This window comes from Campylobacter sp. 2014D-0216, assembly GCF_014931215.1.
Lineage (GTDB): Bacteria > Campylobacterota > Campylobacteria > Campylobacterales > Campylobacteraceae > Campylobacter_D.
Map to the genome: position 1 here is coordinate 922,137 of NZ_CP063089.1, position 24,821 is coordinate 946,957.

24 protein-coding genes are annotated in these 24,821 nt (G+C 30.3%); 13 read left to right on the plus strand and 11 right to left on the minus strand.

Going from position 1 to position 24,821, the window contains the following annotated elements; translation table 11 throughout:
- From icmH to tssJ, 3 genes are read right to left on the minus strand one after another with little or no spacing between them, the layout of a single operon-like run.
- Window positions 1-771, minus strand: a complete 771-nt coding sequence (gene icmH / locus A0083_RS04645) for a type IVB secretion system protein IcmH/DotU (protein ID WP_197552468.1) — start codon at window positions 769-771, stop codon at window positions 1-3.
- A gap of 8 nt (window positions 772-779) precedes the next feature.
- Window positions 780-2,180 carry a type VI secretion system baseplate subunit TssK gene (tssK, locus tag A0083_RS04650; protein WP_197552470.1) on the minus strand — a complete coding sequence of 467 codons (1,401 nt, stop codon included), beginning with the start codon at window positions 2,178-2,180 and terminating at the stop codon, window positions 780-782.
- Between the two features lie 15 nt (window positions 2,181-2,195).
- Window positions 2,196-2,636, minus strand: a complete 441-nt coding sequence (tssJ, locus tag A0083_RS04655; protein ID WP_197552472.1) for a type VI secretion system lipoprotein TssJ — start codon at window positions 2,634-2,636, stop codon at window positions 2,196-2,198.
- A 106-nt stretch (window positions 2,637-2,742) separates the two neighbouring features.
- Here tssJ and A0083_RS04660 point away from each other — a divergent pair, with 106 nt between their 5' ends.
- The 6 genes from A0083_RS04660 to A0083_RS04685 all read left to right on the plus strand — a co-directional run bounded on the left by A0083_RS04660 (window position 2,743) and on the right by A0083_RS04685 (window position 9,081).
- Window positions 2,743-4,023, plus strand: coding sequence for a TssA family type VI secretion system protein (locus A0083_RS04660; RefSeq protein ID WP_197552474.1), 1,281 nt, complete (start codon window positions 2,743-2,745; stop codon window positions 4,021-4,023).
- A gap of 75 nt (window positions 4,024-4,098) precedes the next feature.
- Window positions 4,099-4,584, plus strand: a complete 486-nt coding sequence (gene tssB / locus A0083_RS04665; protein ID WP_197552476.1) for a type VI secretion system contractile sheath small subunit — start codon at window positions 4,099-4,101, stop codon at window positions 4,582-4,584.
- Window positions 4,585-4,596: 12 nt separating this feature from the next.
- The gene (gene tssC / locus A0083_RS04670; RefSeq protein WP_043019882.1) at window positions 4,597-6,051 is read left to right on the plus strand and encodes a type VI secretion system contractile sheath large subunit; all 1,455 of its coding nucleotides are present in this window, start codon (window positions 4,597-4,599) and stop codon (window positions 6,049-6,051) included.
- Between the two features lie 2 nt (window positions 6,052-6,053).
- Entirely contained in the window at window positions 6,054-6,446 is a 393-nt protein-coding gene (locus A0083_RS04675; protein WP_197552478.1) for a GPW/gp25 family protein, read from the plus strand.
- Window positions 6,446-8,173: a type VI secretion system baseplate subunit TssF gene (gene tssF / locus A0083_RS04680; RefSeq protein WP_197552480.1), complete on the plus strand. Its 1,728-nt coding sequence runs from the start codon at window positions 6,446-6,448 to the stop codon at window positions 8,171-8,173. Before A0083_RS04675 ends, tssF begins: the two co-directional genes overlap by 1 nt.
- Window positions 8,170-9,081, plus strand: a complete 912-nt coding sequence (locus tag A0083_RS04685) for a type VI secretion system baseplate subunit TssG (RefSeq protein ID WP_197552482.1) — start codon at window positions 8,170-8,172, stop codon at window positions 9,079-9,081. Before tssF ends, A0083_RS04685 begins: the two co-directional genes overlap by 4 nt.
- Window positions 9,082-10,086: 1,005 nt before the next feature.
- Here the strand turns inward: A0083_RS04685 and dnaE are convergent.
- Window positions 10,087-13,680, minus strand: coding sequence for a DNA polymerase III subunit alpha (gene dnaE / locus A0083_RS04690; protein WP_197552484.1), 3,594 nt, complete (start codon window positions 13,678-13,680; stop codon window positions 10,087-10,089).
- 103 nt (window positions 13,681-13,783) lie between these two features.
- Here dnaE and A0083_RS08210 point away from each other — a divergent pair, with 103 nt between their 5' ends.
- The gene (locus tag A0083_RS08210; RefSeq protein ID WP_257396702.1) at window positions 13,784-14,023 is read left to right on the plus strand and encodes a SelT/SelW/SelH family (seleno)protein; all 240 of its coding nucleotides are present in this window, start codon (window positions 13,784-13,786) and stop codon (window positions 14,021-14,023) included.
- Window positions 14,024-14,046: 23 nt separating this feature from the next.
- On the opposite strand, the gene A0083_RS04700 is transcribed toward A0083_RS08210, so the two are convergent.
- The 4 genes from A0083_RS04700 to A0083_RS04715 are packed head-to-tail and all read right to left on the minus strand — an operon-like array spanning window position 14,047 to window position 17,353.
- Entirely contained in the window at window positions 14,047-14,613 is a 567-nt protein-coding gene (locus A0083_RS04700; protein WP_120759156.1) for a DJ-1 family glyoxalase III, read from the minus strand.
- A 10-nt stretch (window positions 14,614-14,623) separates the two neighbouring features.
- Window positions 14,624-15,496 (minus strand): carbon-nitrogen hydrolase, encoded by an 873-nt coding sequence (locus A0083_RS04705; protein WP_197552486.1) that lies wholly within the window; start codon window positions 15,494-15,496, stop codon window positions 14,624-14,626.
- Complete coding sequence (locus A0083_RS04710; protein ID WP_197552488.1) at window positions 15,465-16,379, minus strand: cation diffusion facilitator family transporter; 915 nt, start codon at window positions 16,377-16,379, stop codon at window positions 15,465-15,467. Before A0083_RS04710 ends, A0083_RS04705 begins: the two co-directional genes overlap by 32 nt.
- Window positions 16,376-17,353 (minus strand): agmatine deiminase family protein, encoded by a 978-nt coding sequence (locus A0083_RS04715; protein ID WP_197552490.1) that lies wholly within the window; start codon window positions 17,351-17,353, stop codon window positions 16,376-16,378. Before A0083_RS04715 ends, A0083_RS04710 begins: the two co-directional genes overlap by 4 nt.
- Window positions 17,354-17,547: 194 nt before the next feature.
- Here A0083_RS04715 and A0083_RS04720 point away from each other — a divergent pair, with 194 nt between their 5' ends.
- Complete coding sequence (locus tag A0083_RS04720; RefSeq protein WP_197552492.1) at window positions 17,548-18,543, plus strand: c-type cytochrome; 996 nt, start codon at window positions 17,548-17,550, stop codon at window positions 18,541-18,543.
- Between the two features lie 16 nt (window positions 18,544-18,559).
- Here the strand turns inward: A0083_RS04720 and A0083_RS04725 are convergent, their stop codons facing one another.
- Window positions 18,560-18,841: a hypothetical protein gene (locus tag A0083_RS04725; RefSeq protein ID WP_197552494.1), complete on the minus strand. Its 282-nt coding sequence runs from the start codon at window positions 18,839-18,841 to the stop codon at window positions 18,560-18,562.
- The gene (locus tag A0083_RS04730) at window positions 18,841-19,440 is read right to left on the minus strand and encodes an MBL fold metallo-hydrolase (protein ID WP_197552496.1); all 600 of its coding nucleotides are present in this window, start codon (window positions 19,438-19,440) and stop codon (window positions 18,841-18,843) included. Before A0083_RS04730 ends, A0083_RS04725 begins: the two co-directional genes overlap by 1 nt.
- Window positions 19,441-19,502: 62 nt before the next feature.
- Here A0083_RS04730 and A0083_RS04735 point away from each other — a divergent pair, with 62 nt between their 5' ends.
- From A0083_RS04735 to A0083_RS04755, 5 genes are read left to right on the plus strand one after another with little or no spacing between them, the layout of a single operon-like run.
- Window positions 19,503-20,234: an NAD+ synthase gene (locus A0083_RS04735; protein ID WP_197552498.1), complete on the plus strand. Its 732-nt coding sequence runs from the start codon at window positions 19,503-19,505 to the stop codon at window positions 20,232-20,234.
- On the plus strand, window positions 20,231-21,169 hold the full coding sequence (locus tag A0083_RS04740; RefSeq protein ID WP_197552500.1) for a tetraacyldisaccharide 4'-kinase: 939 nt from the start codon (window positions 20,231-20,233) through the stop codon (window positions 21,167-21,169). Before A0083_RS04735 ends, A0083_RS04740 begins: the two co-directional genes overlap by 4 nt.
- Window positions 21,144-22,553 (plus strand): threonine synthase, encoded by a 1,410-nt coding sequence (gene thrC / locus A0083_RS04745; RefSeq protein WP_039664071.1) that lies wholly within the window; start codon window positions 21,144-21,146, stop codon window positions 22,551-22,553. Before A0083_RS04740 ends, thrC begins: the two co-directional genes overlap by 26 nt.
- Complete coding sequence (kdsB, locus tag A0083_RS04750) at window positions 22,550-23,275, plus strand: 3-deoxy-manno-octulosonate cytidylyltransferase (protein ID WP_197552502.1); 726 nt, start codon at window positions 22,550-22,552, stop codon at window positions 23,273-23,275. The genes thrC and kdsB overlap by 4 nt, the downstream gene beginning before the upstream one ends.
- Window positions 23,272-24,036, plus strand: coding sequence for a transporter substrate-binding domain-containing protein (locus A0083_RS04755; RefSeq protein ID WP_197552504.1), 765 nt, complete (start codon window positions 23,272-23,274; stop codon window positions 24,034-24,036). The genes kdsB and A0083_RS04755 overlap by 4 nt, the downstream gene beginning before the upstream one ends.
- Here the strand turns inward: A0083_RS04755 and A0083_RS04760 are convergent.
- Complete coding sequence (locus A0083_RS04760) at window positions 24,033-24,815, minus strand: amino acid ABC transporter permease (protein ID WP_197552506.1); 783 nt, start codon at window positions 24,813-24,815, stop codon at window positions 24,033-24,035. The genes A0083_RS04755 and A0083_RS04760 overlap by 4 nt on opposite strands.
- Window positions 24,816-24,821: the final 6 nt, after the last annotated feature.

Below are 24,821 nucleotides of genomic sequence, written 5' to 3' on the forward strand. Positions count from 1 at the left end.
TTATAACTTTTTTATATTTTCAATCAAACTACTAACATTAGAGTCTATTTTGGTATTGTGAGTTTGCAAATCAAAAATAGCAAAAATAAAAAAAATCAAAATACACCCTATAGGTATAACAACTAACGCAAATTTCATAAATCTGCGTTGAAAATATTGCCAAAAATTCTCCTTATTTGCGCCGCTATAAGCTTTTTCAAAAGCTGTTTTATCTGTTAAATTTATAAGCGGAGTTAACGCTGATGCTATATTATTACAAAGATAAATAATTTTTTCTTCGACATCCTTTTCATGAGAATACTTTCCCTTATATCCCAAAATCAAACACACGTATATAAATTCTAGAAAATCTTTGTTTTTAGATGGATTAGATAACCAAGAAAGCGCTATATCGTAAAAATTATCACCACCTAAAGTCTCATCAAACAATCTAACCGTTAAAGTATGATTTGCCCACGAGCTATTAATAAATAAATCATTTTTCATTAAGCTTTCATCTATAAATACACATAAACAATATCTTAATTTTATAATATCTTTTTCATTATATTCTTTAAAAGTACTTAACTTTGAACTCCAAACCAAAATTTCATTTACAAGCTTTTCTTTAAGATTTTCTATATAAACAGCATCTAAAGAATGAACCTTAGATAATCTATAAACAAGCAAAAGAATTTCCAAGCAATTATCAACAACCTTGTTAATCTCTAAACCTTTCAAATCACTTTCTAATAGTAAAGATTTTTCTTTAAATTGCACTTCTTTTTGCATAATACTCCTTAAAATACAGCCCACATTTTTATATCAGGATTTTTAATATTTGTTGTCAAGTATAAGCTAACAACACTCTCATTTTTAAAGTGTTGAAATATTTCATCTTTTTTGTCTATCTTATAATAAATATAGCCATTTAAATATGGTATAGAAGAAGGAATGTTAGAAATTTGCTCTATGTTAATTCCTCGTAATTGTGTTGCTACTATGTTTTTTATTCTACTTTGCGTGTAAATTTTACTTTGGGTTTTAAAATTATACAATAAATACTCATGGTTTACATCTGCATTAACAGCTAAAAATAATTCAGCCTCTTCGATAATCGTAGGGTTATCAAACAACAAATCATAAAACCCATTGCCATTGTCAATCACCTGGGCCATAGTATATTTTGGAGAAGTTATTTTTGCAAACAAAATTCTAAGCTGATTAGTAAGCGGTAAAAACGTATTTGTTAAATTATCATGATTATATGCTATAAAATCAGTAAAAGAATTTTCAGTACAAAAAGCATTTAGATCACCTTGAAAATCAATTAGTTTTTCATATAAAATTTCAGGATGTATTTTATCCTTATTGATTATATATGAGAAAATCAAATGCCACTTTTTCAAAAGATTAAGTGACAAATAAGTACTAAAATCTAATGTATTTTTAGTTTGATCTATACCTTTAAAAACTTCAGAAAGCACCTCTTTATGCTGTTTGATAGAATGAGAGATCTCCTCTAAAAACGACCTAATATATGAAGATTTGCTTAGATCTAAACAAGTGGGTATAAAATTTTCATCTAAGTCTATTTTTTTATTTAAATCAATACTTTTTATTTTTGCTATTGGAATTTCAAGCTCATCTGGAGTTTTACTACCTAAAAACCCTAACTTCAATCTTAAACTTGCCAAGGTAATATTCATTTTTTCTTGTGAAAAGGTAACATTATCATCTTCAAATTCATCTTCTAAATCAATATGTTTTAAAGCATCATTAGTGCTATCATCATATATCCTTGAAGCCACAACACTTCTTAAGCTAATATATTTTGAATTAGGTATGTTATTGTGTAAAGAAATATCTGCTATAGAAGACAAACCCATAGGAATTTTCACAACAATGATAGAATTTGCTAAAGAATCATAATTTATTTCTAAAGGCTCTGGGAGATCATCTTGCTCTGGAGCATTAAAAATGCTACCATCTTTAGCAATTCCTGAAATTCTCTTGAGTGCTATTTTTCCTTGCATTAGCATTTCATTGGAAAATTCTAAATCAATTATCCCATGCAAGTTATTAAAGATTGAAATTGTTTTAAGATTAATATTTCGTTCAAAATATCGCTCCTGCTGCTCAAAGTGAATTTTATCAATATTAAGCCCATTAAACCAGGCTACTTTTAGCTTATCCGCCATTGCAACTTCCTTAGATTAAATATTCCTAATACCATTTTTTGTTATTTCAAATTTTAGTGTTTTTTTGGTTCCAAACCCATCAGCATCGTCTGTTTTTGCCCAAATTTTTGTTATTTTTTTGGTTTTATTTGCAAACAAAACCAAAATACCAATATATGGCACCTCTTCATCTACAACTTTAAATGCTATCACATTATCTCTAGGCGCAATCTGCAATCTAATTGAATCAATTTTATCTTTTCCAAGTACAGCATCTTCTCTAGTGATTAACTCCAAATCACTAGCCTTGGTAAATTTATTTACATTTTTTAACTGATATACAATAACAGTCAAAGGAACATCATCATTTCTGTTGTTTAAATTAGAATTTTTTACATTATCAATTTTTACACTAACGACACTAGAACAAGCACTTAAAAACATTCCAATAAACAATATAATTAATTTTTGTCTCATTTTTATCCTTTTTTAAAAGTATCAATAATACTTAATTAAATAACTATTATAATTTTTCTTTTTTTATTATAATTAAAAAAACTTTCAATAGTGCTTAGGAGATAAAATGATTTTTTGCGATCATTATGAAGAAAATTTAGACAACTTAGAAATCTTCCATTTACTTGAAGAGGAAATGTCAAAATATAAAACACTAAATCATGAAAAAATACAATGGGATAAAGTATATGAATATTCATTAGATATCCTACAAAACAACTCAATGGATATGAAAATTTTTGCCTATTTTTCTTTATCATGTTTTGCATTAAACAATGAAGAATGTTTTAAAATATTTTTAGAAATAATAATTTTTACAGAAAAACTATTCCGAGAAAAACCTGAAAATATTAGCAAATTATCCGCGACATTATTAAATCAAAAAAGAAAATATAAACAAATTATCGAAAATTTCATTGGTGATTTCAACAAAACTTCGCCAAAATGTTCACATGTCACAGCTAAAAGCTTAAATGAATATTTTAAAAAGTTACACGAAACTTTAAATTGTAGTTTCGCTAATCTTAACTTCAAAGAAGAAACAACTCAAGCCAAGCAACCACCTCTTAAATCTCCAGTAACACAAGTAAATATCGATATAAAAAATACAAAGATATCCAACCTTAACGATAGAGAATATAGAAGCTTACTAAACAATCTAGCAGTCGAATTACTAGAAAACGACATTGAAAATACTAATGCTTATTCATTATTTGCAGAGGCAACCTGGGGAAGATTAAAAACTCTTCCACCACACTCAGATTTTATTACAAAAGTAAGATATCCTGATAAAAATTTAATAAAAATGTTACTTGATAAAACTACAAATGAATTAGAACAAATAAAATGCTTTATCAACAATCTTTCACTTAATCCTTTTTGGATAGAAGGATTTAAAATATTTTGTGATTTTTTACAACATCACGAAAAAGAACAACCATTGAAAATTTTAGTTCTATTAACTAGTAATTTTATTCTCAAATTTAATGATATAACTAAATTAAGATTTGATAACGGTGAATTGATGTGCAAAGAAGATACCTTTAACTATTTTGTAAAACAAAATCAAGATGTCAACAAAAAAAACATCACTACACCCAACAAAAATAAAAAACAAAAAATAGAACAAATGCTCATTGACATCAACAATGAAAATTACAATAATTCTTTATTTTGCAATATAAATTCCCTAATGGCTATGGCGGAAGTTTTTGAAGCCAACAATATGAAAAACAATGCAAAAATTATACACTCGCAACTAATCGAATTAATGGAAAAAACTTTATTAAAAGACTATCTAAGTGATGAATATAATCACGCAAAAAACAAAATCAACAAAAAAACATAAACTTAGTTGTTCTTTATTTAATTTTATGTATAATTTAAAAAAAATAAATTTTTAATTCAGAAAAAAGGAAATAAAATGTCTGATGGATCAAGTGCACCAAAAGAACGCATAAATATAACCTACAAAGCTAAAACAAATGGACAAAACGCGGAAATAGAACTACCATTGAAACTCATGGTAATGGCCAATCTTACAGGAAAAAATGAACAGAATTTAGAAGATAGAGAAATTGTCTCTATCAATAAAATAAATTTTAATCAAGTTATGCAAAAACTAAATATCAAAACTCAATTTAATGTCAAAAATACTCTAGGAGGAGGAGCTGAAGAGTTAGATGTTAACCTTAAAATATCTAGCATGAAAGATTTTTCACCCGACAGCATAGCACAACAAGTTCCGGAATTAAACAAGCTAATGCGTCTTAGAGAAGCCTTAATGGCATTAAAGGGACCTATGGGAAATATCCCGAATTTCAGAAAAGCTGTCTTGGAAGCTCTAAAAAATGAAAAAACCAAAGAACAGTTACTTTTGGAAATCAAAAAAGAAAATAACGAAGAATAAAAGGAACATAATATGTCAAAAGATAAAGTAATTGATACTCCGATTATTGAAAGTATTATGGAAAAAAGTAAATATGCTAGAAATGATGAAAGTTATAGTATAGCAAAAAGAGGGGTGGCTGAATTTATTTCCGCGATAGTTGAAAGTGATAATGTAGAAGATAAAATCAATAAATTTGCACTTGATGAAATGATCGCTCATATTGATGATTTATTATCAAAGCAAATGGATGAAATTTTACATAATGAAGATTTTCAAAAACTAGAATCAACTTGGAGAGGACTTTTCTTTTTAGTTGAAAGAACTGATTTTAATGAAAATATAAAAATCAATCTTTTCGATATTACAAAAGAAGAAGTTTTAGAGGATTTTGAAAATAACCCAGATATTACTCAAAGCGTAGTTTATAAAAATATTTATTCTTCAGAATATGGTCAATTTGGAGGAGAGCCTGTAGGTGCAATAATTGGCGACTATCAACTAAGCACTGCGAGTCCGGATATGACATTTTTAAATAAAATGTCAAGTATAGCAGCCATGAGTCACTCGCCATTTTTAACTTCTTTAGGACCTAAATTCTTTGGTTTAGAAAATTACTCAGAACTAGCTAATATTCAAGATCTGCAAAGTCTTCTTGAAGGTCCACAATACACAAGATGGAGAACTTTTAGAGAAAACGAAGACTCAAAATATACTGGATTGATGGTTACAAGATTTTTAACAAGATCTCCTTACGATAGCGAAGAAAATCCTATCAAAAGCTTTAATTATAAAGAAAACGTACATGCTTCTCATAACCACCTTTTATGGGGAAATTCAGCATATGCCTTTGCAACAAGACTTACAGAAAGTTTTGCGAAGTATAGATGGTGTGGTAGTATCATTGGGCCAAAAAGTGGCGGCAGCGTTAAAGATCTCCCTACGTATTTTTATGAAAATTTTGGAAACTTAAAAGCAAAAATTCCTACTGAGGTACTCATTACAGATAGGAGAGAGTATGAGCTTGCAGAGAACGGATTTATAACCTTAACCTTAAGAAGAGATACCAATAATGCTGCATTTTTCTCAGCGAATTCCGCTCTAAAACCTAAAATTTTTCCAAATACACCTGAAGGAAAAGAAGCTGAAACAAACTATCGCTTAGGTACTCAATTGCCTTATGTCTTTTTGATTTCAAGATTAGCGCATTATTTAAAAGTATTGCAAAGAGAAGAAATAGGAAGTTGGAAAGAAAGAAGCGATATAGAAAATGGCTTAAATGAATGGGTTAGACAATACATTTCAGACCAAGAAAACCCGCCTGCAGAAGTTAGAAGTAGAAGACCTTTTAGAGGAGCACAGGTAAAAGTAGATAGTATACCAGGTGAACCTGGTTGGTATAAAATTGGACTAAGCGTTCGCCCGCATTTTAAATATATGGGTGGAAATTTTGAATTATCTTTAGTAGGTAAGCTAGATAAAGAATAACAATGTCTTTATTAGATAAAATTATTCATTCATTAGATGATCAATATAAAAATGTACCTTTTTATCAAAATGAATTTCAAGAAATAAAAAATAATATCCAAGTTTTGCTTAATGCAAAACTTGATGATTGTTTAAGTGTTAAAGACTTTGGACTATCCAATATAGAAAATTTAAATTTAAGCTCTACAGAACTTTGCCTAAGCATGGCAAAAGAAATACATAAACTGATAAATAAATATGAAAAAAGGATTGTGGTTAATTCTATCACATACAACGACTCTTTAAAACCGTGGCAACTTTCATTTTTACTAAGATGCGTTTTTTGCGATGATAGTTTTAAGGAATTTGCAATTGAAATTATATTTAAAAACAATCGCTACTGTGAGGTTGTCTAATGACACAAGATGATGTGTTTTATTATCAAAAAGAGATCGCTTACCTCAACCATACTCGAAAAATTTTTATTGATAAATTTCCTAAGTTAGCTCCATTCTTATCCTACGATAGTAAAGATCCAGACATCGAAAGGATTATTGAAAATTTAGCTATATTAACTTCTAAAATTCATCAAGAATTAGATCAAAATATACCTTACATCGCAGAATCACTAATCAATATTCTTTCTCCAAACTATACTAACATCTTGCCATCTATGTGTATGCAAGAATTTAAATTTAATGAAAATAGCAAACTCAATAAATTAATTATTCCTAAAAACAGTATAGTAAAATCCACACCTATAGAAAAATGCGAGTGTGAATTTAAAACAGTATATGATGTATATTTATACCCATTAAACATAGAAAATGTATTTTTTGGAAGTGAAAAGCAATACCACACGATGAATATACAACTTAGAGTTAACAAAGAAGATTTAAATATCGCTGATTTGGATTTGGATAAACTGTGTATATATCTTGGAGATGATGTTTACACATCTTCCACACTGCTTTTTTATATACACCAACACCTAGAAGAATTAAAAATCATATCTCATGATACAAATGAAGAATTTAAAATAAGCACATACAATATCAAAACCGTGGGTTTAACACCAAATGAAAGTTGCCTATTCTATAATGACCTAGGATTTGAATCTTTTTCTTTGTTAAGAGAATACTTTTTTTTACCTGAAAAATTTAATTTTATTTCGATACAAGGCTTAGATGTTTTGCATGAATGCAAAGGTAAGCTAATTAGTATTTTTTTTAAATTTAACAAAACACTTCCTAAAAATTGTATTGTAAAAAATGAATTATTCTCACTATCAACAACACCAATTATTAATATTTTTGAAAAAACAGCAGAACCTATTATCAATAATCATTCAAAAAATGGATACAGAATTTTTATTGATAGAACAAACTTAAATGCATATGATATAGTTCAAATAAAACAAGTCAAAGCGCATAATAGCGACAGCGGAAGTAGAATTTTAAAAAATTATAAAAATTTTGAGCGTTTTGAATTTATGCAAAATAAAACTCAAGATTTTTACTACATTACAAACAAATCAAATTCCAAGCAAGATAGCTTCAAAGAAATATCATTTTTTTCATCAAATAACACAAATGAAACAATCACAATAGATGTATTATGCTGCAATAAAAATTTGCCAACTCAATTAAAAATAGGTGATATTAATCTTATACCTTTTTACAAGGATGCTATTACAAAAAACATTACCATTCCAACACCAATTAAACAAATCAAGACCAATGGTGATCTTTTATGGAAATTAGTTTCTATTTTATCATTTAGCTATCAAACTCTTTTAACAAAAACATCTTTTTTTCAAGTTTTAGAAAGCTACAGCTTTCCTGATGATAAAACCTCTGAAGTAGTATGCCAACTACTCACTTCTTCAATAATTGACATTCAATCAAAACCAAGCTATTTGATTGATGAGTATATTACAAAAAAAGGAACTATGAGTATCATAAGTATAGATGATTCTAAATTTTATTCTCTAGGTGAAGTTTATAAACTAGGATTGATAATTTCAGAATTTTTATCATCTTTTGTAAGCATTAATTCTTTTTGTGAATTAAAAATTAAATGCATAAATTCAAAAATTACCATACATTATCCTTTTAAAAAAGGAATTAAGCCTACATTATGAACAACGCAAACTCTTATACTTTTTATAAGCTTCTTAAAAAATTATTAAAAGAGCATTCCAAAGAAGATATTTTTTTAAGAGTAAATAATGCCCTAACACATCCTAATAAAGAAATCGAATATGTAAAATTCAGTAAAAATACTAACGATTTTCCTATTGAGATTATGGTTAATTTTATGGGTTTACAAGGTAACACTTCACAACTCCCCTCTTATATACTAGACAAACTCTCTAGAAATGAAGATGGTGGAGATGGGTGGAGTTTGTTTTTTGATTTCTTCAATCATTATCTTCTTTGGATTTTTTTTGAAATTATTACCCTTAACAATTATCCAAAAAATTTTGATATTAATTTCAGTGATAGGATTTCCAAAATATTGTTTTCCATACTAGGCATCAACGATACAAAAATCGCAAAAAGATACCTACCTTTTGCCCCATTATTGCTAAGCTCAAGAAGACCAAAAAGCTATATAGAAAAAATTTTACAAATCACTTTTAACCTACAAAATCAACTCAGCATTATAGAGAACATACCTCATCAAATTCATATAAGACATACACAATTAAATAAGTTAGGACAAAAAAATCATATTTTAGGAAAAAATTTAATTTTAGGAAAAAAATTTTTATCCTATCAAAATAAAATAGCTATTTACATACAAGATATACATTATGATGAAGCTTTGAAGTATTTCCCAAATGCAGAAAAACACAAAGAGCTTAAAGAAAGCATTTTGTTCTTAACTAATAATGAATTTTGCGTTGATTTATATCTTAAAATTATTTTCAACGAAAGAATGCTATTTAATTTAGGAAATCACTCTCATTCCAAACTAGGCTGGGGTAAAATTTTAGGAAAAAAAATAAAAAATTACGAGATAATACATATAAAACTTCATGAGTAATCACTGCTTTTGTGTATTTTATGATTAGCACTCTTTATACTAATAACTCTCATATCACACAAAACAATCATAATTTAAATTTTATCATACCTGTCTATAATACCATACACCCCAGCCATTTTTTATTTCAACCTCACATTCATGATCACATTAGATAAAAATATACTATCTTGTTTAAAGTCTTTTGAGTTATATGCATTTTTTGATTGTATAGTTTGTATTAAAGTTGAAAGATTGTATAAACTTAAACCCTCTAATATATTTATAAGTTCTATCTTGCTTAAAGTATTAAAATCATTTAATAGTCTAAGATAATTACTTATAATAGAAGAAGAATTGATATTATGAAATACAATTTTATTTTTTATATCTTCTTTAATAAAAAATTGATTATTTTTTATATAAAAATAAGTTTTAAGATATATTTTTTATTAAATACAACTTATAAATTTAATTTTTTACGATATTCACCAACCACCATACATCGTTTTATTGTTCTTTACAAAGTATATTTTTAACCACCTCAAAAAAACAACTGTTTTAATTATTATTATTATTATTTTATTGTCAATACCAACTTAAATATCTTTATCTTTAATACCACTGATCTTCTAAAAACTCTATCCTAAAAAAACCTACTATGGTTATTTTTAAACATCATAGCTTTTACTCATTCCACACACATAATCAAAACTTCACCTATACACCATTATCTCTCTGCATTCGTGTTTTATTTTATCAGTATAAACAGAGTATAAAAGCAAATATTTAAGATAGCATAATGTAGAATTATAAATACCAAGCTAAAGATAAAAGAAAAGCGCTCCGTCAAGCCTTACTAGAATACTGCAAACTTGATACTTTAGCCATGGTAAAAATTTTAAAACATTTAGAAGAGCTTATTAGCTAATCCATAGCTTAAAGCTATGGATTAAAATTAGATTTTAAAACCTCATATATATATTCAATATTATAATAAAAACCAAAATACACTAGCTGTTTATTTTAACCTTTACATTTTTGAGCTATCACGTCCATAGCTTCTTGTGAAAGGACAAAATTTGTATGATAAAGCAAGCAACTACCCATATCAAGTACTTTTAACACAAGCTTTTTGTTGTTGGCATCTTTTGGGTTGTGTCTTGTATTAGCTAGATCATAAATTTCATACACCATATCTTTACTAAGTTTGTTAATATCAAGCTCTATAATATTTTCTTCAAATTTCATAGGCTCTTGCGTGAATTCTTCTTTGTTTTCTTTTTTTGCAAAGCTTTTTCTTTTACTAAAAGATTTTAGCTCATTTTCTTTTGCTTCTTCTAAAGTATAAATTTCATTTAGACTAAAGCTTAAATCATTGTCATTGTTTTTATATCTTAGTAAAAAAGCAAAGGCTTCATCTTTGCTTTCTTTGAAAATCGTTTCTACTTTTTCTACCTGAGCTTCAAAAACTATCATATCAAAAGAAGAGTAAAAGTCTAAAATCACAGCCTTAGCATATCTTTTACCGCTTTTACTCATCATCGATTTAAAATCTTCAATCTTCCCTACCACCAAAAGCTCGCCCTCGCCTTTAAGTGTTTCAAAATCCATACTTTTAAAATACTCTATGCCTTCTATTTGACTTGCAAATTTATCCAAAGGATGACCTGATACATAAATTCCCAAAATTTCTTTTTCATAGCCTAGTTTTTCCATTAGTTCAAATTCTATCTTGCTATCATGAAGCCCTACTTTGATATCTGCGGCTATTTCTTCTTCTCCAAAAAGCGAAGCAGTAGAGTTTCTTTTAACTTCAGCAATTTTCCTACTTGTTTCTGAAATAAGCTCAAGATTATCCACTAAACATTTTCTAGTATAGCCAAACTCATCAAAAGCACCTGATTTAGCTAAATTTTCTATGGTTTTTTTATTGATCTTAGTTGGATCAATCGAGCTTATAAAATCATCAAAATCACTAAAGCCCTCTTCTTTGCGAATAGCCATGATATTTTCTATCGCAGGAATTCCCACACTCTTAATCGCTCCAAGCCCATAAATAATAGCTTCAGAACCATCTTCAAGCTTAGCTGCACTAAATTCTCTTTGGGCTTTGTTAATACTTGGTGGCAAAAGTTTGATGTTCATTCTTTTCATCTCTTCAATGTATTTTGCAACCTTATCTACATTGCTTTCTTCACTTGTTAAAAGTGCAGCCATAAACTCACTTGGGTAATAAGTCTTTAAATACGCTGTTTGAAAGGTTATAAGTGCATAGGCAGCTGAGTGAGATTTGTTAAAACCATACTCCGCAAATTTCAAAATAAGCTCAAACAAATCATCAGCCTTTTTCTCATCATAACCTTGCTTTTTAGCTCCTTCTAGATATTCTGCTTTAAGATTATCCAAAATTTCTCTTTTTTTCTTACCCATAGCACGACGTACATTATCAGCCCCGCCTAAAGAAAAACCACCGATTTTTTGCACTATTTGCATAACTTGCTCTTGATAAACTATAACCCCATAAGTATTTTCAAGTATAGGTTTTAAGTCTTCAAAGGCATAAGTTGCGGATTTTCTGCCATGCTTAATATCGATAAAATCATCCACCATTCCACTATCAAGTGGTCCTGGTCTATATAAAGCTAAAACCGCGATTAAATCCTCAAATCTTTCGGGTTTTAACCTAGCATTCAAACTTTGCATACCACCTGATTCTATTTGGAAAATGCCCAAGGTGTTACCACTTTGTATGGTTTTATAAACCTTAGGATCATTCATATCAATCTTTTCCCAAATTACATCTTTACCATAACGCTTTTTCACTAGCTTAATCGCATTATCAATTACTGTAAGAGTTTTTAAACCCAAGAAGTCAAATTTGATTAAATCCACATCTTCAAGATATTCTTTAGAATACTGCGTTACCAAATGACGCTCATCGTTTTTGCTTTGCCTAAAAAGAGGAGCTTTATTCCACAAAGCTTCATTAGATATCACAACTCCGGCTGCGTGCATACCTGCATTTCTATTTAAACCCTCTAATGCCTTAGCAAAATCCCAAACTTGACGCCCTTTTGGATGAGAATTTACAAATTCAGCGATTTTTGGTTCTTGCTCATAAGCTTTTTCTAAAGTGATTTTAAGCTCTTCAGGAACTAATTTTGCCAAAGCATCTGCATCAGGTATGCTCATATCACAAACCCTAGCTACATCACGGATTACTCCCTTTGCTAAAAGCTTACCAAAGGTAATAACTTGCGCAACCTTTTCAGCTCCATACTTATCGATCACATAATCAATCACTTCCCCTCTTCTATCTTGACAAAAATCCACGTCAATATCGGGCATTGATACACGCTCAGGATTTAAAAATCTCTCAAAAAGAAGATTGTAAGGTATAGGATCTAAATCTGTAATTTTCAAACAATACGAAACCAAACTTCCCGCAGCACTCCCACGCCCTGGGCCAACTGGTATATCTTTTTCCTTAGCTGCGGCGATAAAATCATGAACGATTAGCATATAACCTGAAAATTTCATATTTTTAATAATACTAATTTCTAAATCAAGCCTATCTTTATACTCTTGGTGTTTACTCTCATCGATAAATTGAAGTCTTTCCTCTAAGCCTTTTTTACAAAGATATTCAAAAACTATATCATCATTATCAAAACTAAATTCTTGATCTTCTTGACTTAAGCTTAAGCCATATTTTTTTGCATATTCACGGGTGAATTTAAAATTTGGTGGTGTTGGATCACCTAGTTTTAATTCTAGATTGCATTTATTAGCTATTTCTTGAGTGTTTTCAATAGCTTCTGGAATATCAGCAAAAAGTTCACTCATTTGCTCTGGTGTTTTTACATAAAACTCATGCACTTCATGTCTTAAACGACCTGGATCATCAAGTTTAACCCCCATAGCTATACACATAAACACTTCATGTGCAGCCGCTCTTTCTTTAAAAGTATAGTGCGTATCATTCGTTGCGATGATTTTTATATCAAGCTCTTTAGCAAGTTTAATGATAGAATCATCGATAAATTTTTGATCATCAATACCATGACGCATAATCTCAAGGTAAAAATCATCTCCAAAAACTTTTTTATACCAAAGCGCAGCTTCTTTTGCACCTTCATAGCCTTTTGCGCCAAATTTTAAATTTCTTTCGTTTTTGGTGTTTAAATGCCAATTAACCTCACCTTGCAAACACGCCGAAGAACAAATCAAACCCTCGCTATGTGCTTCTAAAAGCTTTTTGTTAATCCTTGGGTAATAATACAAACCATGTATATAGCTTTGCGAACTTAAAAACATTAAGTTTTTATAGCCAATTTCATTTTTAGCAAATAAACAAATATGAAAACGCTGTCTTGAGCTTTTATCACTTAAATCATCGTGATTGTGTAAATATGCTTCAAGCCCTATGATAGGTTTAATCCCTTCAGCTCTCATTGTTTTGTAAAAATCAATAGCCCCAAACATATTTCCATGATCAGTCATAGCAACACTAGTTGCACCTTGTGCTTTTAGTGTTTTAGCAAGCTCTTTGAGTTTGTTTGCCCCATCAAGTAAAGAGTATTCAGTATGTAAATGCAAATGTGTAAATTGGCTCATCTTTTCCCTTAAGTTTTTTTATTATTATAAAAAAAAACCTTAAATTTAAAACTTACAAGGAGAAAAAATGTATAATAGCTTACTTTCAAAAAAGGAGTAAAAAATGGAAGTGAAAATTTATTATTGTAATCTTTGAAATTACAAACCACAAGCTGCAAGGGTTGCAGAAGAAATACAAAACGAATTCAAAGATGCGCAAATTTCTACCATAGAAAAAGGTGGTGGGCATTTTATAGTAGAAGTAGATGGTAAAATCATTTACTCAAAAAAAGACTTATTTAACTGTGAAGTAGATAGATTTCCTCATGAGGGTGAAATCACTAAGCTTATGAAACAAATGTAAGCTAAACCCTCATTAGTGAGGGTTTATTTTGTTAAAGGGACAAGCATACCTTCATAAAGTTTTTGATAAATTTCTTCTGAGCACAAATGTTTAGCAAGCTCTAAACCAAACAAAATAGCCGTAGCAGGCCCAGCTGCTGTGATGACATTTTTATTAACTACAACCGCCTTATTTACTCTAACACCTTCAATGCCCACTTCACAACCAGGGTAACAAGAAAACTCACCATCAATCACCCCTGCCTTAGCTAGCACTATAGGCGAAGCACAAATAGCCGCTACAATTTTTTGCTTTGCATGTAAATCTTGTATGATTTTTATGATAGCTTGATTGTTTTTTAAATTCATCATACCTTCAAAGCCACCTGCAAGAGCGATTGCATCTAAATTTTCCTGATCAACACTAGCCAAACTCACATCAGCCCTTATGCAAATTCCATTAGCTCCTTGCACCAAAAGTTCATCATCAAGCGAAGCAATAATTACTTCTAAATTTCCACTAGCTTCTCCTGCTCTTTTTAAAACATCAGCTATACCTATAAACTCAGCTTCTTCAAAACCTTTTGCCAAAGGTATTAAAACCTTTTTCATTTTTCCTCCTTTAGTCAATAAATCTTTTGTTTAATTCGTGAAAATACTCTATGCGTCTATCGCGTAAAAACGGCCACCACCTGCGTACATTTTCACATCTTTGCATGTCAATTTCAACAATTTTATACAACTCTTGCTGATCATCAGCTCTAAAAAGCTCTTCGCCTTGTGGACCAAAAACAAAAGAATTTCCCCAAAATCTTATACCATCTTCCACACCGCTTTCATCTTTTTCAAAACCTACTCTATTTACAGCCACCACAGGCAAGCCATTAGCTATAGCATGACCTCTTTGTACGCCTACCCAAGCTTCAAGTTGTCTTTGTTTTTCTTCTTTTGCATCTTTATCAAACCAACCAATAGCAGTAGGATAAATCAAAATTTGTGCTCCTTTTAAAGCCATCAATCTAGCCGCTTCAGGGTACCATTGATCCCAACACACCAAAACTCCAAGCTTTCCAACGCTTGTTTGTATAGGTTCAAAACCCAAATCACCTGGAGTAAAATAGAATTTTTCATAAAAACAAGGATCATCAGGAATGTGCATTTTGCGGTATTTTCCTGCTAATGTTCCATCTTTTTCAAACACTACGCTTGTATTATGATAAAGCCCTGCACTTCTTTTTTCAAATAAAGAAGTCACTAAAACAACCTTATTGTCTTTTGCTACATTAGACCAAAACTTAACATCTTCTTCCCAGTCATTGGCCAAATCAAAAAAGTTTGTATTTTCACTTTGACAAAAATACTGCGTTTGGTGTAATTCTTGCAAAACTACTAGTTGTGCCCCATCTTGCGCAGCAAGCTTGATTAGCTCACAAGTTTTTTCTATAGTTTTTTCTTTATTTCCTTTAAATTCGTGCTGAATGAGTGCTAATTTCATTTTTATTCCTTTCTTCTTCTGAATCATCATATGGATCTAAATGTATATGGATATTCCAAAATTCATCTTTAAAATGTTCTCTTATAGCATCTTCGATTTCATCTCCTATTTCATGTGCTTTCAAAAGCGATATTGTAGGCTCAAAAACTAAATGCACACTAACATAAAGCATATCAGGGCTTTTTCTAGTTTTTAAATGATGAAAACTTTTGACTTCTTTATTTTCTTGAATGATTTCTTTGATTTTCTCCACTTGTTCTTTTGCAATTGCAACATCTAATAAAATTTGAGAACTCTCTTTGATAATCTTCAAAGCTGAAAAAATCGTATATAAACTAATAGCTATACCAAATAAACCATCAATAAAATGATAATTTGTAAAAGCTATGATAATTAATGCCAAAAGTGTTAGCGCATTGGTTAAAAAGTCTATTTTATAATGCAAACTGTCAGCTTTTATGATTAAACTTTTGGTTTTTTTAGCCACATAATTTAAAAAAATAACCAAACACAGAGTAACTACCATAGCAAATGCCATGACAAAAATTCCAAGATCAAGCTTTTCAACACTTTCTTGGTTGTGAATTTTTAAAACACTTTCGTAAAATATATAAACCCCAATAGCACTAATCACAAGTCCTTCAAAAAGCCCCATCAATGCTTCAATTTTACTAAAACCAAAGTTATATTCTTTACTTGATCCTTGTGAACTTTTCTTCAAAGCCAAATAATTTAAACCTGAAATCACACAATCAAGCAAAGAATCAATCGCACTAGAAAGCACCGCAACAGAACCAGATGCTAAACCTACTGCAAATTTAACAATAGCTAAAAAGATAGCGCAAACACTCGCGATAATAGTTGCGCTTTTTTGCAAATTCATCTTTGCCCTTCATAGCGGTTTTGACAAGAACAGTGCAAAGAGCCATTTTGTCTTAAAAACACTCTTGCATCTACTCCTACTACTTTTCTATCTTTACATTTTTCTTGCAATCTCTCAAGCACCAAAGCATCATTTTCATCATGATATATTGGTACAATCAAACCACCGTTAACAAAAACAAAATTAGCATAAGTTGCCCCAAGTCTTTTTCCTTCAAAATACAAAGCCTTAGGTAAAGGTAATTCTAAAAGATCAAATCCTGTTTTTTTCAGCTCATCTTCCATAGCCTTTAAAGGTACATAATGCTCATCATTTTCATCTTTACACACACAATAAGCAATGGTATTTTCATCTACAAATCTTGCCAAAGTATCAATATGATGATCGGTATCATCGCCTTTAATATAGCCATGATTTAACCAAATCATTTGCTTTAAACCAAAAATTTCTTTTAATTTAGCTTCAATTTGCGCTTGATCAAAAGTAGAATTTCGGTTTTCATTTAGCAAACAAGCACTAGTTGTAAGCATTACTCCTTTGCCATTAAAATCAATACTTCCACCTTCTAAAATAAAATCAATTTTTTCCAATTTTCCTGATAATTTTTGCGCAAAAAGTTTTGAGTTGACTGCATTATCTAAAGCACTTTGGAATTTATCTCCCCAAGCATTAAACGTAAAATCAAGCGCTAAAAGCTTCTCTCCTTCTCGCACATCAATCGCACCAAAATCTCTAATCCAAGTATCATTAGTATCGCACTTGAAAAAATCAACATTATCAATATGCTGAAATCTTTGAAAATCTTCATCACTAGGCGCTATAAGTAAAACTTTTTGAAAATTAGCCACTGTTTTAACGAATTCTTCATAACTTTGTAAAATTTCTTCCAAATAAGGCGCCCAATCGCTATTTTTATGAGGCAAGGAAATTAAAAGTAATTCTTGCTTTTCCCATTCTGCTACACTTTTTCTCATTTTGACTCCCTTTTTAGATTTGAATGTATAAAAAAGTAACATAATTTGCATATTTAAAAAAACACAAATCATATCATTTTTATCTTTAAAAACTAAATAGCATTACCTAGGGATATTTTTACAATAAAAACATTTAATATTTTTTTAAATTTAAAGTTATAAGATAAAAACAAGACAAGCTAAAGGAGGAAAAAATGAATAAAGTCTTATGTTCAGCTTTATCGTTATCTTTTTTACTCAGCTCTAGCTTTGCATTTGATCATGCAAAACTTCAAGCAAAAAAAGAAACCGGTATCCAACTACAAAGTGCGCAGTGGAAAGTTCCAGACACTATAGAAAATGGTGTAATTGTTGAAGAAAAATTACCTCACTCACCCTACACTCAAGCAGTTATCTTGGGTAATAAAATTTTAAATTACACTACCAATTACATAGGACCACAAGCAAAAGATCCTAAAAACCGTTATGCAGGTAATAATCTTTCTTGCTCAAGTTGCCATGCAAACGCAGGCACCATTAAAAACCAATCTGGCTTTGTAGGAATTTACGCACGCTTTCCACAGTATAATGCAAGAGCAGATAAAATCATCACTCTAGAAGATAGAATCAATGGCTGTATGGAAAGATCCATGAATGGTAAAAAACTTCCGACTAACTCTCCTCAAATGAAAGCCATGCTTGCATATATGCACTATCTTTCTCAAGGGGTAGCAGTAGGGGCAAAAACTCAAGGACAAGGTTTACCTAAAATAGCTCTTTTGAAGCGGGCTGCAGATCCTGCCAAGGGTAAAGAAGTCTACCAAGAAAGATGCATTGCCTGTCATGGTGAAAATGGCGAAGGTTTAAAAAGTGATGATCCTAGCATGAGTTATTATATCTACCCTGCCTTATGGGGTGATGATAGCTATAACACAGGTGCAGGTATGTATAGACTCATCAAAGCTGCAAGTTACATCAAGGCAAATATGCCTAAAGATGATGCGACTTTAAATTTAGAACAAGCTTACGATGTAGCAGCTTATATTAATTCTCAAGCAAGACCTATTAAAAAACACAGAGACAAAGATTTTCCAGATCGTGATATCAAGCCTGTAGATATGGATGTTAAACCTTATGCTAAAAACGATAAATTCAGCATAGAACAACACCGTTATGGTCCTTTTGAACCTTTGTATATTCACACAAAATAAAATAGCCTTTAACAGGCTATTCTTTTTTTAAAACCCAAGCAAAATACCATATAGCAAAAGATAAAAGTAATATGATAAAAAGCTTTTTATCATATACACCAAAACCCATATAAAGCACCGAGTACATAAAACCGAAGCTTCCTGTATAAATGCAAATTCTGCTCATTAAGCCATTTTCTACTGCTTTAAAACACGGGCATTTATGAAAAAATTTCTTTTTTGTTTCTTTGGGTTTAAAAAAACTCAAAATTGCACTTAAAGCCAACAAAAAGCTTAAAAAATATAAAACCTTATCCATTAGTGAAAATACCTTAACCAAGCAGGAATTGCTTTTTGCTCTTCTTTTAAAGTAGTTTCCTCCCCATGCCCAGGAAGCAATCTAAAGTCTTTATCATAAGCTAAAACTTTAAGCAAACTTTCTTTCATCTTAGTCGCATCCGAATAAGGAAAGTCCCATCTACCGATACTACGATAAAACAAAAAATCTCCACTAAAAAGCACATCTTCTCCTACCAACTCTATCATACAGCACCCTGGAGTATGTCCTGGAAAATGATGAAATTTAAATTTAAACTCATCTATATTTAATTCATTTTCATTTTCTACCAATACATCAGCGTTTGAGTGTTCAAAACCATAATTAAAAGGATCACTTAACATAAAAGCATCATCTTGGTGAATGTGAAGCGGGATCGCATAAGCATTTTTAACCCTAGCATTATCATATACATGATCATAGTGACCATGCGTATTTAAAATAGCTAAAGGTTTGCTTGTATTTTCTTTGATAAACTCATAAGCATTCTCGCCCGGATCGATGATGATTTGCTTGTTATTGTGATCTATGATATAACAATTAGTCTCATACATTCCACATGGTTGTTTTAAAATACGCATATAAACTTCCTTTTAACTAAATCAAATATAATTTTAAAAAATTAACTTTGTAAAGATTTTATATGAATTATACTAAAATAGAAGAATTATTGATCCATTTTATAAAAAAACAAGCAGGAGATAAAAATCTTATCTTGGGTTTAAGTGGCGGGATAGACTCAGCCTTAGTCGCTCATCTTTGCAAAAAAGCAGTGGGCGAAAAACTTTTTGCCCTTTTAATGCCTACAAAACATTCTAAAAAAGAAAATCTAAATGATGCTTTGATGCTTTGTGAAGATTTACAAATTCATCACAAAATTATTTATATTGATGAAGTTCTTGGTGCTTATGAAAAAATTTGTCAAGATCTAAACCCTTTACGTTTTGGTAACTTAGCCGCAAGAGTACGCATGAGTTTGCTTTATGATTATTCAGCTTTACACCAAGCTTTAGTAGTAGGCACTTCCAACAAAAGCGAACTAATGCTTGGCTATGGGACTATTTATGGAGATTTAGCTTGTGCTTTTAATCCTTTGGCAACACTTTATAAAAGTGAAGTGTTTGAACTTGCAAAATTAATGGGCGTGCATGAAAATTTCATACAAAAAGCTCCAAGTGCTGATCTTTGGCCAAATCAAAGCGATGAAAGTGAGTTAGGTTATAAATATGAAGTTTTAGACGAAGTTTTAAAAGCTTTAGAAAACAATCAAAGTTTAGAAAAATTCGATGAAAAATTAAAAAATTTAGTCCTAAAACGTGTACAAGATAACGCCTTTAAACGCAAACTCCCAACAACACCAAAAGACACTATATGACTTGGCTTGATCGGTATTTTTTTAAACCTAGTTTTTTGCAAAAAACTCTAGCTTTTTTGCTTTTACCTTTTAGCTTTTTATATATGGTTATAGCGATTTTAAACACTAAATTTAAAAAAGAAATAACCTTTAACCTACCGATTATAAGCATAGGCAATCTCACTCTAGGAGGCAATGGCAAAACACCCATTTGTAAAGCTATAGCTACTGAATTTGAGGGTTGTTTTATCATTTTAAGAGGCTATAAAAGACAAAGCAAGGGTTTAATCATAGTCAAACATAAAGATGAAATTTTATGCGATATTAAAAAAAGCGGCGATGAAGCTATGGAGTATGCACTCACAAAGCATATTAGCGGTGTGATAGTTAGCGAAGATAGGGTTAAAGGGATACAAAAAGCTATCGAACTTGGAGCAAAAATCATACTTTTAGATGATGCTTTTTCTAAATTTCATATTAAAAAATTCAATGTTTTATTACAAAGTAAAGAAAAACCTTTTTTTGATTTTACCTTGCCCAGTGGGGCATATCGTTTGCCAAAATCATTTACTAAAAAGGCTGATTTCATAGCTAAAGAAAATGAAGACTTTGTGCGTTACTCTCATGTAAAAGAAAATCAAAAAGCCATTTTGATAAGCTCTATTGCAAAGCCTTTTAGACTATATGAACATTTTATCAAAGCTAGGGCTTGTTATTTTTTTACTGATCATTATACTTTTAAAAAAGAAGAATTAGAAAAACTTTTAAAAAAGCATAACTGCGACACCTTAATGCTAACCTTTAAAGACTATGTAAAAGTGAAGGATTTTGGCTTTAAAACCGAGCTGATTCATCTTGATATTGTTTTAAAAGATAGCTTTAAACAAGTTTTACAAGATTATATTGATCAATTTAACAAAAAGGAAGAAAATGCAACTACACTCAACCCAAGATAAAAACCATCAAACAAGCTTTTCAAAAGCTTTGCTTAGCCCTAGTGCGCCTAATAATGCTCTATATGCACCACTTAATCTACCCAAACTAGACAATGAAGCTTTGAAAAATTTAAATTACAAAGAGCTAGCTTTAAAAATCATTATGGCGTTTGACTTTGATTTAGAGCTTGAGGTTTTTGAAAAAGCTTTAAAAACTTATGAGAGTTTTGATGATAAAACCTGCCCTATTGATATAAAAAAAATCAACGATAAACTTTACATTAATGAATTATTTCATGGACCAACAAGGGCTTTTAAAGATATGGCCTTGCAACCTTTTGGCGTACTTTTAGAACACTTAAAAAAAGATGATGATTTTCTAATCATGTGTGCCACAAGTGGCGATACAGGACCTGCTACACTAAAAAGTTTTGAAAATAAAAAAGGTATAAAAGTAGTTTGTATTTATCCAAATGAAGGCACAAGTAAAACTCAAGCTTTGCAAATGACGCATTCAAATGCAAGCAATTTAAAATCTATAGCTATTGAGGGTAATTTTGATGATGCACAAAATGCTCTAAAATCACTTTTAAATGATGAGGATTTTAAAAAGACCTTAAAAGAAGAAAAGTTAAGTTTAAGTGCAGCCAATTCAGTTAATTTTGGAAGAATACTTTTTCAAATCATCTACCACTACTATGCTAGTTTAAAAATCAACAAGACAATTGATATTATTGTTCCAAGTGGAAATTTTGGTGATGCTTTGGGAGCTTATTATGCTAAAAAAATGGGAGCAAAAATAGGAAAAATCAAAATTGCCTCAAATTCTAATAACATCTTAAGTGAGTTTTTCAATACAGGCAAATATGACTTAAGAAATAAAAGCTTACAAAAGACCATTTCTCCTGCGATGGATATACTCATATCATCAAATATTGAAAGATTACTTTTTGATAAATTTAAAGATGAACGCACCAAAGAGCTTATGCAAGCTTTAAAAAATGAAAAATACTACAAACTTAACCAAACAGAACTAGAGCTTTTACAGGAAGATTTTGAAGCTGATTTTTGCAGCGATGATGAATGCATGCAATATATCAAACAATACAGTCATTTGGGACTACTAGACCCTCACACTTGCACTTGTTTTAAAATGCTTGATCCTAACACCACCACCCTCATTACCTCCACAGCACAATGGAGTAAATTTACACCAAGCATGTATCAAGCAATATATAATAAAGAATGCCAAGATGAACAAGCTTGCATGCAAGAACTTGCAAAAGAATTTAACCAAAAAATTCACCCTAATATCGCAAGCTTATTTACAAATATGCCAAAGCAAAACCCAGTTTGCAAACTTGAAAATTTAAAACAAACTATTATAGAATGGATAAAACAATGATAATCATACCTGCAAGATTAAAATCAAGTCGTTTTGAAAATAAAATTTTATGTGAAATTGGCAATTTGCCTATGTTTATTTACACAGCTAAAAAAATGCAAGAAGTTGATGAAGTATGCGTAGCACTTGATGATGAAGAAGTTTTAAAGATAGCACAAAAACATAACATAAAAGCAGTTTTAACAAGCAAAAACCACGAAAGCGGTACTGATAGAATCAACGAAGCTTGTCAAATTTTACAACTAAGCGAAGATGAACTTATCATCAACGTACAAGCTGATGAGCCCTTCATAGAAACACAAAATATCAAAAATTTTAAAGCATTTAGTCAAAAAGCTTTTGAAGATAAGCTTTGTTTTATGAGTAGTTGTTATAAAGAAGTGGATGCAAAAGCTTGTGAAGATCCAAATTTAGTTAAAGTAGTTACTGATATTAATAATTATGCTTTATATTTTTCAAGATCTAAAATTCCTTATGAAAGAGCAAATTATAAACAAAATTTCAAAGCACACATTGGAATTTACGCATATAAGGTTAAAAATTTACAAGAATTTTGTACTTTGAAAAATTCAGCTTTGGAAGAGTGTGAAAAACTAGAACAGCTAAGAGCTTTAGAAAATGGCAAAAAAATCAAAATGTTAAAAATACAAAGTCAAAGCATAGGTATAGATACAAAAGAAGATTATGAAAGAGCTTTAGCTCAATTTGGAGTGAAAATATGAAAAAAATACTTTTTCTACTCAGTTTGTTTTTTACACTCCATGCAAAAGAATTAATCGTAGGCATGGAGTTAGCCTACCCTCCTTTTGAAATGAGTGACACCAAAGGCAATCCAAGTGGCATTAGCGTAGAGTTTTTACAAGCTTTTGCTAAAGAAAAAAACTATGATTTAAAAATTCAAAACATAGCATGGGATGGTTTAATCCCTGCTTTAAGAACCCAAAAGATTGATTTAATCATGTCTTCTATGAGTATAAGCGAACAAAGAAAAAAAGTCGTTGACTTTAGCATTCCTTATGCAAGAGCCCATTTAGCAATACTAAGTGCTAAAAAATCCAACATCAACTCTATAGAAGATATAAATCAAAAAGGGAAAATTCTTGCTTTAAAAAGAGGGTCTAGTGCGCATTTATATGCACAAAAAAATCTTAAAAATGCAACAATTTTAGTTTTTGATAAAGAAAATGCGGCCATCTTAGAGGTTATTCAAGCCAAAGCTGATGCGTTTATTTATGATCAAATGAGCATTTATAAAGCATGGGAAAAACACCCTGAACAAACTAAAGCCATTTTCACTCCTTTTGAAAAAACACCAGAACAATGGGCCATAGCTTTAAATAAAAACAATACCAATTTAAAAGAAGAGTTGAATGAATTTATTTTAAAATCTAAAGAAAATGGTTTTTTTGATAAACTAGGTCAAAAATACCTTCAAGACATGCAAACAATTTTTAAAAAACAAAAGCTAGAGTTTTTCTTTTAAGAAAAACTCTTTTCAAGCCTTCTTGAAAGCATAGAAATAGGCAAAGTCAGCACCAAATAACAAAGTGCCAAAGGAATGTAAATTTCCAAAGTAGAAAAGGTAAAAGCATTGATCTCCTGGGCATTTTGAGTTAATTCTGAAACAGCTATCACACTTAAAAGCGAACTATCTTTGATTAAATTGCTAAGTTGTCCACTTAGCGGTGCTAGGATATTTTTTAATGCTTGAGGAAAAATCACACTTTTGTAAATTTCAAACTCACTCAAACCCAAAGCTTTAGCGCTTTGATATTGCATATTTTCAACACTTAAAATCCCTGCTCTAAATATCTCACAAATATAAGCACTTGCAAATAACGCCAAAATCAAAACTCCACAAACATAACGGTTGTTTAATCCAAAATTATCCGCAAAAATATAATAAATCAATAAAATTTGCACCAGCAAAGGCGTGCCTCTAACAAGCTCTATAAAAACCCTTGCAAACATATTAAAAAGCACTATTCTACAAAGACTCATATAACATAAAATTAAAGCAAAAAACACACCCACAATCAAAGATAAGATACTAACAAAAAAACTTGTAAAAAATCCTTTTATCATTTTATCTTTGTATTCATAAATCGCCCCAAAATCAAAATTATAACTAGCACTTAAAAAAGATAAATAAAAAAACAAAAACAATAAAAAAGACAATAAAAAAGCATTAAATGCATAGACTTTTAAAGTGATTTTTTTGTGCTCGTTAAATTTATTATATACTATAAAAAGATTACTCAATTTTAC

Coding starts and splice junctions, on each gene's coding strand:
- A0083_RS04740 (WP_197552500.1), top strand. CDS start 20,231: ATGACTTGGCTTGATCGGTATTTTTTTAAACCTAGTTTTTTGCAAAAA.
- tssJ (WP_197552472.1), bottom strand. CDS start 2,636: ATGAGACAAAAATTAATTATATTGTTTATTGGAATGTTTTTAAGTGCT.
- A0083_RS04730 (WP_197552496.1), bottom strand. CDS start 19,440: ATGCGTATTTTAAAACAACCATGTGGAATGTATGAGACTAATTGTTAT.
- A0083_RS04715 (WP_197552490.1), bottom strand. CDS start 17,353: ATGAGAAAAAGTGTAGCAGAATGGGAAAAGCAAGAATTACTTTTAATT.
- tssC (WP_043019882.1), top strand. CDS start 4,597: ATGTCAAAAGATAAAGTAATTGATACTCCGATTATTGAAAGTATTATG.
- A0083_RS04705 (WP_197552486.1), bottom strand. CDS start 15,496: ATGAAATTAGCACTCATTCAGCACGAATTTAAAGGAAATAAAGAAAAA.
- thrC (WP_039664071.1), top strand. CDS start 21,144: ATGCAACTACACTCAACCCAAGATAAAAACCATCAAACAAGCTTTTCA.
- A0083_RS04700 (WP_120759156.1), bottom strand. CDS start 14,613: ATGAAAAAGGTTTTAATACCTTTGGCAAAAGGTTTTGAAGAAGCTGAG.
- A0083_RS04725 (WP_197552494.1), bottom strand. CDS start 18,841: ATGGATAAGGTTTTATATTTTTTAAGCTTTTTGTTGGCTTTAAGTGCA.
- A0083_RS04675 (WP_197552478.1), top strand. CDS start 6,054: ATGTCTTTATTAGATAAAATTATTCATTCATTAGATGATCAATATAAA.
- A0083_RS04685 (WP_197552482.1), top strand. CDS start 8,170: ATGAACAACGCAAACTCTTATACTTTTTATAAGCTTCTTAAAAAATTA.
- kdsB (WP_197552502.1), top strand. CDS start 22,550: ATGATAATCATACCTGCAAGATTAAAATCAAGTCGTTTTGAAAATAAA.
- dnaE (WP_197552484.1), bottom strand. CDS start 13,680: ATGAGCCAATTTACACATTTGCATTTACATACTGAATACTCTTTACTT.
- tssF (WP_197552480.1), top strand. CDS start 6,446: ATGACACAAGATGATGTGTTTTATTATCAAAAAGAGATCGCTTACCTC.
- icmH (WP_197552468.1), bottom strand. CDS start 771: ATGCAAAAAGAAGTGCAATTTAAAGAAAAATCTTTACTATTAGAAAGT.
- A0083_RS04710 (WP_197552488.1), bottom strand. CDS start 16,379: ATGAATTTGCAAAAAAGCGCAACTATTATCGCGAGTGTTTGCGCTATC.
- A0083_RS04755 (WP_197552504.1), top strand. CDS start 23,272: ATGAAAAAAATACTTTTTCTACTCAGTTTGTTTTTTACACTCCATGCA.
- A0083_RS04735 (WP_197552498.1), top strand. CDS start 19,503: ATGAATTATACTAAAATAGAAGAATTATTGATCCATTTTATAAAAAAA.
- tssB (WP_197552476.1), top strand. CDS start 4,099: ATGTCTGATGGATCAAGTGCACCAAAAGAACGCATAAATATAACCTAC.
- A0083_RS04660 (WP_197552474.1), top strand. CDS start 2,743: ATGATTTTTTGCGATCATTATGAAGAAAATTTAGACAACTTAGAAATC.
- A0083_RS04720 (WP_197552492.1), top strand. CDS start 17,548: ATGAATAAAGTCTTATGTTCAGCTTTATCGTTATCTTTTTTACTCAGC.
- tssK (WP_197552470.1), bottom strand. CDS start 2,180: ATGGCGGATAAGCTAAAAGTAGCCTGGTTTAATGGGCTTAATATTGAT.